Here is a 14971-nt window from a genome sequence, read left to right on the forward strand (position 1 = left end):
GACCGACGCGCGCGGGGCGGCTCCCCACCCCAACCCCTCCCCTGAAGGGGAGGGGCTTGCCTCTGGATCGCAACTCGGCGGCCGTTACCCCAACGACGTGCTCATCTCCGGCTTCGACATCCTGTTCTTCTGGAACGCGCGGATGATGATGCAGGGGCTGCACTTCATGAAAGACGTGCCGTTCCGCACGCTCTACCTGCACGGCCTCGTCCGCGCGGCGGACGGCGCGAAGATGTCCAAGTCGAAGGGCAATGTCGTCAACCCGCTCGGGTTGATCGACCAATATGGCGCCGATGCACTGCGCTTCTTCATGGCGGCGATGGAAAGCCAGGGCCGCGACATCAAGATGGATGAGAAGCGCGTCGAGGGCTATCGCAACTTCGCGACCAAGCTGTGGAACGCGGCGCGGTTCGCGCAGGCCAACGGCATCGTCGCGAGCACGACTCTCGAAGCCCCCCGCGCGGAGCTCGCGGTCAACAAGTGGATCATCGCCGAGACGATCGCGACCGTGCAGCAGGTCGACCTCGCGCTCGCCGACTACCGCTTCGACGGCGCCGCCAACGCGATCTACCAGTTCGCGTGGAGCCGGTTCTGCGACTGGTATCTCGAACTCATCAAGCCGCAGATGGTCGATGACGTCCGCGGTCAGATCGACGACGAATCGAAGGCGGTCGCGGGCTGGGTGCTCGACCAGATTCTGGTGCTGCTGCATCCGTTCATGCCGTTCATCACCGAGGAACTGTGGCACGCGATGGGCCCGCGCGATCACGACCTGATCGTCGCGCAGTGGCCGATGGCGGATGCGCGCTCGCTCGATCCCGAGGCGAGCAGGGAGGTCGACTGGCTGATCCGACTCGTCGGCGAGATCCGCACCGCGCGCAACGAGCTGAACGTGCCGCCGGGTGCGCGGCTGCCGCTGCACGTTCGCGATGCGAATGCGGCGACGCTCGCACGGCTCGAACGCCAGGCCCCCGCGCTCGCACGCCTCGCGCGCGTCACGCATGCCGAGGGCGAAGCCACCGGCGGCGCGGCGCAGGTCGTGGTCGACGAGGCGACCTTCGTCCTGCCGCTCGAGGGCGTGATTGATCTCGACGCCGAACGTACCCGCCTGACCAAGGCGATCGCGGCGGCGGAGAAGGAGCGCGACGCGCTCGCAGGGAGGCTCGGCAATGCAAGCTTCGTCGAGCGCGCCAAGCCCGAAGCGGTCGAGAAGGCCAAGGCGGACCATGCCGACAAGGCCGCCGAAGCCGCGCGGCTGCAGGCGGCGCTGGGACGGCTGGGCTGACCTGACCCCGTCCGCTGTGCGGGACGGGGCCGGGGTGTGCGTACGCGTGCTGCGAGCATGCGGGGTCGGGGATGGTCCTGACCTCGCCTGCAAAGGGGAGGGGACCCGACTGCGATGCCTGATGCGACGGACACGGCTGCACCAAGGACCGGCCAGCGCGACCTGACCACGGGGCCGATCGGCAAGACGTTGCTGGCGTTCGCGCTGCCGACGCTCGGATCGTCGGTCCTGCAATCGCTCAACGGTTCGATCAACGCGGTGTGGATCGGCCAGTTTCTCGGCGAGCGCGCGCTGGCAGCGACGACCAACGCGAACATCATCATGTTCCTGCTGGTCGCCGCGGTGTTCGGCTTCGGCATGGCGTCGACGATCCTGATCGGCCAGAATATGGGGCGGCGCGACATCGATGCGGTGCGCCGCGTGCTCGGCACGTCGTTCGGGCTGTTCACGATCATCTCGGTGCTGACGGTGGGGATCGGCTGGCTGGTCGCGCCGGCGATCCTGCGCGTGCTGGCGACGCCCGCCGAAGTCTATCCGCTCGCGCTCGCCTATCTGCGCGTGATCTTCGTCGCGATGCCCGCGGGGTTCCTGACGGTGCTGCTGACGATGGCGCTGCGGGGGACGGGTGATTCGCTGACCCCGCTGAAGTTCATGGCGCTCGGATCGGTCGTCGACGTCGCGCTCAACCCGCTGCTGATCCGCGGCTGGGGGCCGATCCCCGCGCTGGGGATCGAGGGATCCGCGCTCGCTACGCTGATCGCCAACACGGTCTCGTTCGTCGCATTGCTCGCCTATATCTATGCGAAGGACCTGCCGATCCGGCTGCGCGGCGCGGAACTGCGCTACATCCTGCCCGATCGTGCGCTGCTGAAGACGATCGTCGTGAAGGGCGTCCCGATGGGATTGCAGATGCTCGTCGTCTCGACATCGGCACTGGCGATGATCGGGCTGGTCAACCGGCACGGCACCACCACGACCGCCGCCTATGGCGCCGCCAACCAGCTCTGGACCTATGTGCAGATGCCCGCGATGGCGGTCGGTGCGGCGGTCAGCGCAATGGCGGCGCAGAATATCGGTGCGGGGCGCTGGGACCGGGTCGACCGGATCACGCGCGCGGGGCTGATGATGAACTTGGCGCTGACCGGCGGGCTCGTGGCGCTGCTGACGTTGCTCGACCGGCACGTGCTGTGGCTGTTCCTCGGGCAGGATACCGGCGCGATCGGCATCGCGACGCGGATCAATCTGATCGCGGGGTGGAGCTTCATCCTGTTCGGCGTGTCGATGGTGCTGTCGGCGACGGTCCGCGCGAACGGCGCGGTGGTCGGGCCGCTGCTGATCCTCGCGGTCGCGATGGGGCCGGTACGGTTCGGGCTCGCCTATGCGCTCGAGCCGATGATCGGCGCGGATGCGATCTGGTGGAGCTTTCCCGCGGGGTCGCTCGCCTCGATGCTGCTGACGATCGGCTATTACCTGCATGGCGGCTGGCGCAAGGGCCGGATCGTTACCGAGCCCGCCGCACACGAGGCAGGCGAGGCAGCCAAGGCGGATTGCGAGCCCGCCAGCCGATCCATGCCGGTCGGCTGAGCGCCGCCCTAGGTTTGGGGCGGCGTCACCGGGGCCATGACCTGGATGATCCCGGCGGCGATCCTGGCAGTCACCGGGGTCTTGGCGAGCACCTCGCCATCGATCGAGATCGGCAGCTTGGGGATCGTGTCGACGCGCATGCTCTTGCCGCGGAAGTCGCGGACCTCCTCGTGGCGCGATTCGTGACGGAAGACGCTGGCGACCCAGTTCTGCACCAGTCGCCGCTTCATCTTGCCCATCACCGCCTGAACGACGATCTCGCCCGAATCGACCGCCGCCGCGTCGACCAGCTCGGTCCCGCCATGATAGGGGCCGTTCGAGATCCGCACCTCGACGACGCGCATCCGCACCGCGTCCGGGCCCTCGCCGACGATCAGCGTGAACGGGCGGAAGCGCATGAACTGATACGCCGCCCAGCCTAGATAGCCGACCCGGCCGAGTATCTTCTTGAGGCCGTGCGGGACCGTCTCGGCGATCTTCGGGCTGATCCCCATCGCCGCGCAATTGGCGAAGTAATCGCCGTCGATCATGCCGAGATCGATCCGCCGCGGCGCACCCGTCCGGATGACCTCGACCGCGCCTTCGATCGTCAGCGGAATGCCGAGCGTCCGCGCAAAGCTGTTCGCGGTCCCGAGCGGAAGCACGCCGAGGATGACGTCGTGCCCGACCATCAGGTCGACGAGCCCGCTGATCGTGCCGTCGCCACCGCCCAGGATCAGCAGATCGGGCTTGGCGGCGAGCGCCCGGCGGACGGTGGGTTCCAGATCCTCGGGGTTCTCGACCGCATGCGCGTCGACCTCATAGGGAAGCCCGGACATCGCCGCGCAGGCGCGCTTGAACAGCGCCTGTCCTTTGCGCGATTTCGCGTTCACCACGAGCGCGGCGGAGCGGATCGGCCGGTCGCGCGCCGGCCCGGTATCGGGCGCCTGGGTCGTGTCTGTGGTGATGGCGGTCATGCGAGGCCCAACGCGCGAAAGGGAAATGCGTCCCCGAGGCCGAATCGGCAGCGATCGGTTTCGTTCGCGCCGACCGTAACGCTTGCCTGCGCGGCGTCCATCCCGCAAAAGCCGCGCCATGTCCGCAAGCTATCCCGCGCTGCGCCTGCGCCGCACTCGCTCGTCCGACTGGAGCCGCCGGCTCCATGCCGAGACCGTCCTCACGCCGGCCGATCTGATCTGGCCGCTGTTCGTCGTCGAGGGGGAGGGCGTCGAGCAACCGATCGCCAGCCTGCCCGGCGTTTCGCGCTGGTCGGTCGACCAGATCGTCGCGCGCGGTCGCGAAGCGCGTGACCTCGGCATCCCGTGCATCGCGCTGTTCCCCTACACCCAGCCCGAGCGTCGCACCGAAGATGGTCGCGAGCGCTCAACCCCGACAATCTGATGTGCCAGGCGATCCGTGCGCTCAAAGATGCGGTGCCCGAGGTCGGCGTGCTGACCGACGTCGCGCTCGACCCCTATACCAGCCACGGCCATGACGGGCTGGTCGACGCCGCGGGCTATGTCGTCAACGACACGACCGCAGAGATACTCGTCGCGCAGGCGCTGAACCAGGCGGCGGCGGGCGCGGACATCATCGCGCCCAGCGACATGATGGACGGCCGGATCGGCATGATCCGCACCGCGCTCGAGGCGGAGTCGCATCACAACGTCCAGATCATGTCCTATGCCGCCAAATATGCGAGCGCCTTCTACGGCCCGTTCCGCGATGCGGTCGGCAGCCGCGGGCTGCTGAAGGGCGACAAGAAGACGTACCAGATGGACAACGCCAATGCCGAGGAGGCGCTGCGCGAGGTCGCGATGGATCTCGCCGAGGGCGCCGATACGGTGATGGTCAAGCCGGGCCTGCCCTATCTCGACATCATCGTCCGCGTCCGCCAGGCGTTCGAGGTGCCGGTCTTCGCCTATCAGGTGTCGGGCGAATATGCGATGATCGAGGCGTCGGCCGCAGCGGGCGCGGGCGACCGTGACGCGCTGGTGCTCGAGACGCTGATGGCGTTCAAGCGCGCCGGCTGTTCGGGCGTGCTGACCTATCATGCGGCACACGCGGCCCGGCTCCTGAATGGATGAGTTCAGGCTCGAGACCGAGCGTCTCATCCTGCGCGCGTGGCGGGACGCCGACGTCGAGCCCTTTGCGGCGATGGGGCGTGACCCCGATGTGATGCGCTTTCTCGGGCCGCCGGCGACGCTCGCCGAGACGCAGGCGGCGGTCGGCCGGATGGTCGAGCGGCAGCGCACGTCGGGGCATTGCTTCTGGGCGATCGAACGCAAGGCGGATGCCGCGTTTCTCGGCTTTTGCGGTCTGGTACCGGGCAAGCCGCCGATCGACGGCGCGATCGAGATCGGCTGGCGTCTCGCGCGTCATGCCTGGGGGCAGGGCTATGCGTCCGAAGCCGCGGCGGCGAGCCTCGCCTGGGGCTGGGCCCATCTGCCCGTCGCGCATATCGTCGCCATCACGGTTCCCGCCAACATGCGCAGCCGCGCGCTGATGGAGCGGCTGGGCATGACCCATGTCGAGGACGGCGATTTCGACCATCCCGATCTCGCCGCCACCGACCCGCTGCGCCGGCACGTCCTCTATCGGATCCATCGCCCCACCAATGTCTGATCCTTCCCCGATGGCACGGTGGTGCCGCGTCCTGTTCGTCGCGACGATCCTGGCAGGGTCGTTCCTGCTGTTCCTCGTCCAGCCGATGGTCGCGCGCATGGCGCTGCCGCGGCTCGGCGGCGCGCCTGCGGTGTGGAACTCGGCGATGCTCGTCTACCAGGCGCTGCTGCTCGGCGGCTATGCCTATGCGCACTGGCTTGGGCGGGTAAAGCCGCGCGCACAGGCGGTCATCCATCTCGGCGTGCTCGCGGTCGCGGCTTTGTGGCTGCCGATCGGGCTGTTCGCGCTCGATCTGCCCGCCGATGCGCAGCCTGCGGTGTGGGTGCCTTGGCTGCTCGGCCTGTCGATCGGGCCGCTGTTCTTCGCGGTCTCGGCACAGGCGCCGCTGATCCAGCGCTGGTTCAGCGCGTCGAGCGGCGGCGCGGATCCCTATGCGCTTTACGCGGCGTCCAATCTCGGCAGCTTCGCGGGGCTGATCGCCTATCCGCTGGTGGTCGAGCCGTTGCTGGCGATTCACGGGCAGAGCCTGTTGTGGACCGCAGGCTATGCGGTGCTCGTCCTGCTGGTCGCACTCTGCGCGACGCGGCTGCCGCGCACCGCGTCGGCCGAGCATGTCGCCGCGACCAGCTCGGCGCCGGGCGCGGCGCGGATCCTCCACTGGATCGCGCTCGCGCTGGTGCCGTCGGGGCTGATGCTCGCCACCTCGACCTATATCACCACCGATATCGTCGCGATGCCGCTGCTCTGGGTGCTGCCGCTCGGGCTCTATCTGCTCAGCTTCACCATCGCCTTCGCGCAGGACCGCACGCTCGCCGACCTGCTGACCCGGATCGCCCCGGTGACGATCCTGCTGTTCGGCGGGGTGATCATGGGCGGGTTCAACGACAAGCCTGTGTTCAGCGCGACGATCGCGCTGACCTTGCTGTTCATGGTCTCGGTCGCGCTCCACACCGCCATGTATCGCCGCCGTCCGGCCCCCGACCGGCTGACGGGCTTCTATCTCGCAATGTCGGTCGGCGGCGTGCTGGGCGGGGTGTTCGCGGCGTTGCTGGCACCCGTGATCTTCGACTGGACCTATGAATATCCGCTGCTGATCCTGGCAGCCGGCGTGCTGGTGCCGCAGATGTACCTGCTGGCGACGTTTCGCGCGGTCTGGTCGGGGCCGGCGGTACGGCGCCATCTCGGGCTCGCGGTCATCATTCTCGTCATGGCGGTGGCGGCCGGGCTCAGGATCAGCAACCCGGACGGCATATTGGGCGACCAGCATCAGGCGCGGCCTTCCTGATCGTCGCCGCGATCGGCCTCGCCACGCTTGGCGCACGGCTGCCCTATGTCGTCGTGCTCGCCAGCACGCTGGTGATGTTCGGGGGCTATCGCGCGCTGGAACTCAGCGCCGAGCGGGGTGCGCGTGAGCGCAGCTATTTCGGCGTCTACACGGTGCGCGACGGCGAGGGGGTCCGCGAGCTCGATCATGGCACCACCGTCCACGGCATCCAGCTGCGCGGTTCGCCCGCGCGCGAGCGGACGCCGACCACCTATTATGTCGCCGGATCGGGCGTGGGCCAGGCGATGCAAGCGCTCGGCCCGCTCTATGGCCCGGCAGCACGGGTCGGTGTCGTCGGGCTGGGGACGGGCACCTTGTCCTGCTACGCGCGTCCGGGCGAGCAGTGGCGTTTCTACGAGATCGATCCGGCGGTCGTGCGGATCGCGCGCGATACAGGTCAGTTCAGCTATCTGTCGCGCTGCCTGCCCGATCCGGTGATCCGGATCGGCGATGCGCGGATCGCGCTGGCGGCGGAGCGGACCGCGAGCCTCGACCTGCTCGCGCTCGATGCCTTCTCTTCCGATACGGTGCCGATGCACCTGATGACGCGCGAGGCGTTTGCGACCTATGGCCGCGTGGTGTCGCGCAACGGGCTGCTGCTCGTCCATATCTCGAACCGCTATATCGACCTCGAACCCGTGGTTGCGGCCGCCGCGCGCGAGGCGGGGTGGCGCGCCGTCCACCTGCTCTATCGTCCTTCGCCGCTCGACGCCGATCACCCCTCGCCATCGGACTGGATCGCGCTGTCGCGCGACCCGCGGGCGATCGCTCTGCTCCGGCAACGCAATTCGGGCTGGGAGCCGATCGTCGCACGCGAGGGCATGGCCGCCTGGACCGACGATTATTCGACGATCCTGCCGCTGCTCAAGGGGCTCTGGTAGGCTGCGGGGGGCGGCGTCAGGCGGCGGGCAGGCTCGCCTGGATCTGCGCGATGGTCGTTCCCTGCTTCTCGGCTTCGGCCTGCGCCGCGTCGCGCACCGCATCGAGCGCGGGATAGGCCGGCGCGAGCGTCGCCGCGCGATCGGTCGCGCGACGCTCGATATCGGTGACCAGCAGCGACGTCTGCGCCCGCCAGTCGTCGAGACCCGCCAGCGCGGTCTGGGCCGTCAGCCACGGCTCGCTGCCGACCGCACCGCCGCGTGCGGCACGGGCGGCGGCTTGGGTGCTCGCCGCATCCTTCGCAAAACCCATCCTGATCCGGTCGAGCTGCGTCCGGAACGCCGCGATGTCGGTGTCGAGCGTCGGATCGGGCTGGACCACCACCGGCTTGCCCGCGGGTTCGCCAAAGCCGATCGATTCGGTCGGGCGGATCCCGAGCGAGGGATAGCTGGCGGTATCCTTGCTGCAGGCGCCGACCGCCAAGGCGGGCACGAGAAGAAGGGCGATCAGCGCGGGGCGGGAAGGCTGTTTCATGCCCGCCGCTCTATGCCGCCGACGCGGCGTACACAACTTTATCGCGCAACACCCTTGCGCCGCGAAAAAATGCCTGCTATCAGCGCCCCTCCAGTGCACCCATAGCTCAGCTGGATAGAGCATCAGACTACGAATCTGAGGGTCGGGCGTTCGAATCGCTCTGGGTGCACCAGGATTTCCTGCCTCGCGGCGGGGCCAGACGGCCAGACACGGGCCGGCCGTAAACGGCATGGCGATGCACCCATAGCTCAGCTGGATAGAGCATCAGACTACGAATCTGAGGGTCGGGCGTTCGAATCGCTCTGGGTGCACCATCGTCCACAACCTGCCGCGGCTCGACGCCGGAAGCGGTTATCTCCCATCTCATCCGCACTGCATTGATGTCGCGACGCAACCGTCCCGTCGCATCACGCAATGCCCCCGTGCTTTTCGACATCCCTCGCAAACTTCTTGCTGCGGCCGCTTGCACAGCTGCGAAGTGCTGGGTATAGGCGCCCCTCCAGTCACCGGTCGGTCCCCCAAGGGCGTAACGATCGGACTCCGTCGGGGAGTAGCTCAGCCTGGTAGAGCACTGTCTTCGGGAGGCAGGGGCCGGAGGTTCGAATCCTCTCTTCCCGACCATCATGCACCGCATGATCATGGCACGCCCAGGAGGCAGGCCGTTATTTAGCACCATCAAAGCCGTTAAGGCCAATAAGATCCCGGTCGCGTCGTGTCCGTGCTCGAGCGGCATTCCGACTTGTCCGCCTCCGGGCCGATGGCCGCGCGCAGGCTTACAGCGCGCTGCCTAGTGCGTAGTTTCCGAGGCTGAGAACCCGCGGCTCTATGCCGTACTCCTCCACTCCCTGACCGTCTCCGGCGCGGCGCGCGACCGGATGAGGGTCGGCGCAGGATGGAGTCGGTGCGATGATGGATGACGAGCCCGTGGCGGCCCAGCTTCGGCATGCCGTGATCCTGTGCCATCCGGATCCCGCGAGCTTCAACCATGCGATCGCGCACCGCTATTGCGATGCGGTGCGCGCAAACGGCCAGCACGTCGTACTGCGCGACCTCTATGCGTCGGGCTTCGATCCGGTGCTCAAACCGGCGGAATTGCCGACGCGGGATGCGGCGGTTCTCGCGCAGGACGTGCAGGACGAACGCGCGGCGATCGCTGGCTGCGACGTGTTCGTCCTCGTCTACCCGCTGTGGTTCGGCTCCCCGCCGGCGATGATGAAGGGCTATATCGAGCGCGTGTTCGGCGCAGGGATCGAGCCTGTCGCGGTCCAGCAGCGTGCGCGCAGCCTGCTGCTCGGCGGCAAGCGGCTGCTGACCTTCACAACCGCGGCGGGCAGCCGGGTCTGGCTCGACGATCAGGGGCTCGGGACGGGGCTGACGACCATGGTCGACCAGTATCTGGTCCACGCCTTCGGCATGCGGTCGCAGGAGCAGCGCCGATTCGCCAATATCACCAGCCATCTCGATCCGCAGGTCGCCGGCCAGCATCTCAACGCCGTCACCGCGCAGGCGAACCGCACCTGCGCGCAACTGGCGTTCGGCGACGAAGCGCTGCTGCGCGACCCTACGCTGAGCAGCCGGCTCGCCGGCTGATGCGCCCCGATCAAAGGACTATCGACATGTGCCCCACACCGCCCGCGATCCCCGCCGATCGTCCACGGACTCCGCACTCTTGACCGGCCTCGCCCACAAGGCACCGCCGCATGTCGTGGCGCCCGCCGATCCATTGTCGCCCGATGAGCTGCACCGGATGGACGCCTATTGGCGTGCCGCCAATTATCTGTCGGTCGGCCAGATCTATCTGCGCGACAACGCATTGCTCGAACGCCCGCTGACGATCGCCGACGTCAAGCCGCGGCTGCTCGGCCACTGGGGTACGACGCCGGGGCTCAACTTCCTCTACGTCCACCTCAACCGGCTGATCGTCGCGCACGACCTCGACATGATCAACATCATCGGGCCGGGGCATGGCGGGCCGGGGCTGGTCGCCCACACCTATCTCGAGGGCTCCTATACCGAGCGCTATCCCGCGATCGAGCGCAGCCGGTCGGGCATGCACCGGCTGTTCCGGCAATTCTCCTGGCCGGGCGGAATCCCCAGCCATGTCGCGCCCGAGACGCCGGGATCGATCCACGAGGGGGGCGAGCTCGGCTATTCGCTGGCGCACGCCTATGGCGCGGCGTTCGACAATCCGGACCTGCTGGTCGCCTGCGTGATCGGCGATGGCGAGGCGGAGACGGGCGCGCTGGCGGCGAGCTGGCATTCGAACAAGTTCCTCAACCCCGCGCGCGACGGCGCAGTCCTGCCGATCCTGCATCTCAACGGGTTCAAGATCGCGAACCCCACGATCCTCGCGCGGATCGACGAGGACGAGCTCGACGCGCTGCTGCGCGGCTATGGGCATGAGCCGCTCTATGTCGGCGGCAGCGACCCCGCGCTCGTCCACCAGCAGCTCGCCGCCGCGCTCGACACCGCGCTGGCGAGGATCCAGGCGATCCAGGCCGCGGCACGCACCCCCGGCGCGACGCCCGAACGCCCGCGCTGGCCGATGATCGTGTTCCGCACGCCTAAGGGATGGACCGGCCCGAAGACCGTCGACGGCAAGCCGGTCGAAGGCACGTGGCGCGCGCACCAGGTCCCGATCGCCGACTTCAAGGACCCCGAGCATCTGCGGCTGCTCGAAGAGTGGATGCGCAGCTACCGTCCCGAAGAGCTGTTCGACGCGACGGGCAAGTTCCTCGACATCTACGCCTCGCTCGCGCCGACCGGGCATCGGCGGATGGGGTCGAACCCGCATGCCAATGGCGGCGAGACGATGGTGCCGCTGTCGCTGCCCGACTTCCGCGCGCATGCCGTGCCGGTCGACGCGCCGGGCACGGTCATGGCCGAGGCGACGCGGGTGTTCGGTCGCTATCTGCGCGACGTGATGAAGCTCAACATGCCGAGCGTGAACTTCCGCCTGTTCGGCCCCGACGAGACCGCGTCGAACCGTCTCGCCGATGTCTATGACGTGTCGGGCAAGGTCTGGATGGCTGAGGTCGAGGCGGTCGACGAGCATCTGACCGCCAACGGCCGCGTGATGGAGGTGCTGAGCGAGCATCTGTGCCAGGGCTGGCTCGAGGGCTATCTGCTCACCGGCCGCCACGGGCTGTTTTCCTGTTACGAGGCGTTCGTCCACATCGTCGATTCGATGGTCAACCAGCATGCCAAATGGTTGAAGGTGACGCGCGGCATCCCGTGGCGGCGGCCGATCGCGTCGCTCAACTATCTGCTGACGTCGCATGTCTGGCGGCAGGACCACAACGGCCTGTCGCATCAGGACCCGGGGTTCATCGATCACGTCGCCAACAAGACCGCGGAGGTCACGCGGATCTATCTGCCCCCCGACGCCAACTGCCTGTTGTCGGTCGGCGACCATTGCCTGCGCAGCCGCGGCTATGTGAACGTCATCGTCGCGGGCAAACAGCCCGAATGGCAATGGCTGGGGATCGACGCGGCGGTGCGGCACTGCACCGCGGGTGCCGGGATCTGGGACTGGGCGGGCGACGATGCCGAGCCCGATGTGGTGATGGCGTGTGCGGGTGACGTGCCGACGCTCGAGACGCTGGCCGCGGTGACGCTGCTGCGTGCCTATGTCCCCGATATCCGGATCCGGGTGGTCAATGTCGTCGACCTGATGGTGCTGCAGCCGCGATCCGAACATACGCACGGCCTCGACGAGCGCGAGTTCGATGCGCTGTTCACGCGCGACACACCGGTGATCTTCGCGTTCCACGGCTATCCGGCGATGATCCACAAGCTGACCTACCGCCGCGCCAACCACGCCAACATCCATGTCCGCGGCTACGAGGAAATGGGCACGACGACGACGCCGTTCGACATGGTCGTGCTGAACGATCTCGACCGGTACCGGCTCGCGCTCGACGCGATCGAGCGGATCCCGCGGTTCCGCGACCGCGTCCCGCGCGAAACCGCGCGCTACTGGACGACGATGGAACGGCACAAGCTGTACATCGCCGAACAGGGCGACGATCTGCCGGAGGTGCGCGACTGGCAATGGGCGCGCTGATCCTCGCGCTGAACAGCGGGTCGTCGACGGTGAAATACGGGCTCTACGCCGTCGACCCGGACCCCGCGTTGCTCGTCGGCGGGACGATCGAGACCGCCGACGGTCACGCTTCGGTCCTCGACGCGCTCGACGCCGCGTTGCGGGACAGCCCGGCGCCAAGCGCGATCGGCCACCGGATCGTCCATGGCGGCCCGCATCGTACCGCGCATTGCCTGATCGACGATGCGGTGACCGCGGATCTGGTCGCGGCCTGTGCGTTCGCGCCGCTGCATGGTCCGGCGGCGCTCGCACTGATTGCGGCCGCACGTGCGCGCTATCCCGGGATGCCGCAGGTCGCCTGTTTCGACACCGCCTTCCATGCCGATCTGCCCGATGTCGCGCAGGTCCTTCCGATCCCGCGCCGATACCGTGCGAGCGGGGTGCGGCGGTACGGCTTTCACGGCCTGTCGTGCGAATCGATCCTGGCGCAGCTCGGGGGCGGCGTGCCGTCGCGCCTCGTCATCGCGCATCTCGGCAACGGGGCGAGCGTCACCGCGGTGCGCGACGGGCGATCGGTCGATACCAGCATGGGGCTGACGCCATCAGGCGGGGTGACGATGGCCACGCGGACGGGGGATATCGACCCCGGCATCCTGCTGTACCTGCTCCGCGAGACCGGGCTCGAGGCTGATGAACTGGCGACGATGATCGATCACGATTCGGGAATGGCGGGGATCTCGGGATTGTCGGGGGACATGCGCGTGCTGCGCGCGGCGGCCGGGAGCAACCCCAATGCCGACCTCGCGATTCGGATGTTCGAGCGATCGGTCTGCAAGCAGATCGCAGCGATGGCTGCGACGCTCGGGGGGCTCGACCTGCTCGTGCTGACCGGCGGGATCGGCGAACATGACCGCGCGACCCAGCAGGCGATCGGTACCGGCCTGGCATGGCTGCCGGGCATGGCAATCCGGATCGTCGCCTCGCGCGAGGATGACGAGATCGCCCGTCATGCCGCCCGTCTCAGCCAGGCGGCGATCGGCCCACCCTCACGCTGACCCCATCGATCCGCGCGGCGTCCTTAGCCGGCGAGCGTCAGCATGGCGGCCGCGATCGCCGCGAGCAGCGCACCGTCGGTGGTCGCGCGGTCGAGGATCCGGTCACCCTGACGGGCCGCCGCGGCGATCAGGTCCGGCGACGGCACCCGCGCGTCGAGCAGGATCGCCCGGCCAGCCCAGCCCAGGCCCCGCATCGCGGCGAGCGCCGCCATGCCGTCGTCATCCTGCCCCGCGAGCCGGGGATCGGAGAGATCGAGGATGATGCACGCATGGTCGCGCGATGCCGGATCGGACACCAGGGCCGCACAGCTTGCATAGGACCGTACCCGATAGCGTTCGGACAGTAGCAGGATCTGCCGCGCGCGGCGTCGCGCGGGATTGCCGTCGACCAGCGAGATACCCGGGCTGGTAGGCAGAAACGGGGCCGGTGGAGTCATCGTCGATCCTTGTCGGATCTTCGATGACAGGACCCGCGGACCCGGTCTGTACGTAAAACACGGGGGGGCGCTCAGGCCGGGTCGGCCGTCTCGCCCAGACCCGCGGCAAAGGCGATGCGCAGCACGTCCGACAGGCTGCGCGCCATCAGCTTTTCCATCAGATTGGCGCGGTGGACCTCGACCGTCCGCGTCGCGATGTCGAGATCGAACGCGATCAGCTTGTTCGGTCGACCCAGCACCATCCCGTCGAGCACGTCGCGCTCGCGCGGGGTCAGCGCCGCGAGCAGGACGCGGGCCTCGGCCGCGGCGAGCTGGTCGCGGCCGATCCGCGCGGCCTTGGCGAGTGCAGTCTCGATCGCCGCGAGCAGGGTCGCGCGCTCGAACGGCTTTTCCAGAAACTCGATCGCCCCCGCCTTGATCGCGCGCACCGCGAGCGCGACGTCGCCGTGCCCGGTCAGCATGATCACGGGCAGGGCTATGCCCCGCTGCGCCAGCGTCGCCTGGACCTCGAGCCCGTCAATATCGGGCATCCGCACGTCGAGCAGGACACAGCCACGCGCCTCGCGCGTCACGTGCTTCAGGAACTGCGTGCCCGACACATGCGTCTCGACCGCATAGCCCGCCTTGCGCAGCAGGAAGCCGACCGACTGGCGGATCGCGGGATCGTCGTCGACGACGTGCACGACGCGGCTGGTCTCATCCATCGACAACATCCTGTGTGGCGAGCGGTATCGTGAAGTGGAAGGCGGTACCGGCGGGGCATGTCGGTTCGACCCAGATCCGGCCGCCATGCGCCTCGACGATCGTCCGACAGATCGACAGGCCAAGGCCCATGCCGTCGCTCTTGGTCGTTGAGAACGCGTCGAACAGGCGCTCGCGGATCGCCGGATCGATGCCCGCACCGGTATCGGCCACGCTGATCCGCACCCAGCCTTCGCGATCCGCCAGCGTCGCGATCGTCAGCCGCTTGTCGGGTGCGCAGGCCATCGACTGGATGGCGTTGCGGATCAGATTGACCAGGACCTGCTGGATCTGGATGCGGTCGACGCGCACCAGATCGGCGCCCTGGCGGATATCGGTGGTGACCGTGATCCCCGCCTCGTGCGCGCCCAGCAGCCCCAGGCTGATCGCCTCCTCGACGAGCGCGGCGAGCGGTTCGACGCGAAGCGCGGTGTCGCCGCCCTCGACGAACGCGCGCAGCCGCCGGACGATCGTGCCGGCGCG

General features: G+C 68.3%; 13 protein-coding genes, 3 tRNA genes and 1 pseudogene. 12 read left to right on the forward strand and 5 right to left on the reverse strand.

The features are described from left to right. Together NI18_RS07625 and NI18_RS07630 are read left to right on the forward strand one after the other, a co-directional pair. A partial coding sequence (locus NI18_RS07625) for a class I tRNA ligase family protein (RefSeq protein WP_306286280.1) occupies positions 1-1285 on the forward strand: 1285 nt, incomplete at its 5' end. A 114-nt stretch (positions 1286-1399) separates the two neighbouring features. After that, a complete protein-coding gene (locus tag NI18_RS07630; RefSeq protein ID WP_052149066.1) occupies positions 1400-2869 on the forward strand; it encodes an MATE family efflux transporter in 1470 nt (489 codons plus the stop codon). A gap of 8 nt (positions 2870-2877) precedes the next feature. On the opposite strand, the gene NI18_RS07635 is transcribed toward NI18_RS07630, so the two are convergent. Continuing rightward, positions 2878-3825 carry a diacylglycerol kinase family protein gene (locus NI18_RS07635; RefSeq protein WP_084215091.1) on the reverse strand — a complete coding sequence of 316 codons (948 nt, stop codon included), beginning with the start codon at positions 3823-3825 and terminating at the stop codon, positions 2878-2880. Positions 3826-3943: 118 nt separating this feature from the next. On the opposite strand from NI18_RS07635, the pseudogene hemB reads away from it, so the two are divergent. The 4 genes and pseudogenes from hemB (at position 3944) to NI18_RS27905 (ending at position 7678) form a co-directional block, all read left to right on the forward strand. Continuing rightward, a pseudogene (hemB, locus tag NI18_RS07640) lies at positions 3944-4935 on the forward strand (porphobilinogen synthase). Further along, entirely contained in the window at positions 4928-5473 is a 546-nt protein-coding gene (locus NI18_RS07645) for a GNAT family N-acetyltransferase (RefSeq protein WP_031441326.1), read from the forward strand. Before hemB ends, NI18_RS07645 begins: the two are co-directional and overlap by 8 nt. Then, entirely contained in the window at positions 5466-6758 is a 1293-nt protein-coding gene (locus NI18_RS27900; protein ID WP_347574820.1) for a hypothetical protein, read from the forward strand. The genes NI18_RS07645 and NI18_RS27900 overlap by 8 nt, the downstream gene beginning before the upstream one ends. 53 nt (positions 6759-6811) lie before the next feature. Next, complete coding sequence (locus NI18_RS27905; protein ID WP_347574821.1) at positions 6812-7678, forward strand: fused MFS/spermidine synthase; 867 nt, start codon at positions 6812-6814, stop codon at positions 7676-7678. A 16-nt stretch (positions 7679-7694) separates the two neighbouring features. Here NI18_RS27905 and NI18_RS07655 read toward each other — a convergent pair whose 3' ends face one another. Then, the gene (locus tag NI18_RS07655; protein ID WP_037529190.1) at positions 7695-8210 is read right to left on the reverse strand and encodes a hypothetical protein; all 516 of its coding nucleotides are present in this window, start codon (positions 8208-8210) and stop codon (positions 7695-7697) included. 95 nt (positions 8211-8305) lie between these two features. Here NI18_RS07655 and NI18_RS07660 point away from each other — a divergent pair. The 6 genes from NI18_RS07660 (at position 8306) to NI18_RS07685 (ending at position 13310) form a co-directional block, all read left to right on the forward strand. After that, positions 8306-8382 (forward strand) — tRNA-Arg (locus NI18_RS07660). 65 nt (positions 8383-8447) lie between these two features. Beyond that, positions 8448-8524: transfer RNA gene (locus NI18_RS07665), tRNA-Arg, on the forward strand. 230 nt (positions 8525-8754) lie between these two features. Beyond that, positions 8755-8831, forward strand: a tRNA-Pro gene (locus tag NI18_RS07670). A 288-nt stretch (positions 8832-9119) separates the two neighbouring features. Beyond that, positions 9120-9800: an NAD(P)H-dependent oxidoreductase gene (locus NI18_RS07675; protein ID WP_306286281.1), complete on the forward strand. Its 681-nt coding sequence runs from the start codon at positions 9120-9122 to the stop codon at positions 9798-9800. 79 nt (positions 9801-9879) lie between these two features. After that, the gene (locus NI18_RS07680; protein ID WP_306286282.1) at positions 9880-12276 is read left to right on the forward strand and encodes a phosphoketolase family protein; all 2397 of its coding nucleotides are present in this window, start codon (positions 9880-9882) and stop codon (positions 12274-12276) included. After that, positions 12264-13310: an acetate kinase gene (locus NI18_RS07685; RefSeq protein ID WP_037529194.1), complete on the forward strand. Its 1047-nt coding sequence runs from the start codon at positions 12264-12266 to the stop codon at positions 13308-13310. Before NI18_RS07680 ends, NI18_RS07685 begins: the two co-directional genes overlap by 13 nt. Before the next feature lie 23 nt (positions 13311-13333). On the opposite strand, the gene NI18_RS07690 is transcribed toward NI18_RS07685, so the two are convergent. The 3 genes from NI18_RS07690 to NI18_RS07700 form a co-directional block, all read right to left on the reverse strand. Further along, on the reverse strand, positions 13334-13747 hold the full coding sequence (locus tag NI18_RS07690) for a hypothetical protein (protein WP_052149067.1): 414 nt from the start codon (positions 13745-13747) through the stop codon (positions 13334-13336). Positions 13748-13818: 71 nt separating this feature from the next. Beyond that, positions 13819-14451 carry a response regulator gene (locus NI18_RS07695; protein ID WP_037529196.1) on the reverse strand — a complete coding sequence of 211 codons (633 nt, stop codon included), beginning with the start codon at positions 14449-14451 and terminating at the stop codon, positions 13819-13821. Then, a partial coding sequence (locus NI18_RS07700; protein ID WP_037529199.1) for an ATP-binding protein occupies positions 14444-14971 on the reverse strand: 528 nt, incomplete at its 5' end. The genes NI18_RS07695 and NI18_RS07700, both read right to left, overlap by 8 nt.

The sequence above is a fragment of the Sphingomonas sp. Ant20 genome, assembly GCF_000783375.1.
In the GTDB taxonomy this organism is placed as follows: Bacteria; Pseudomonadota; Alphaproteobacteria; order Sphingomonadales; family Sphingomonadaceae; genus Sphingomonas; species Sphingomonas aerolata.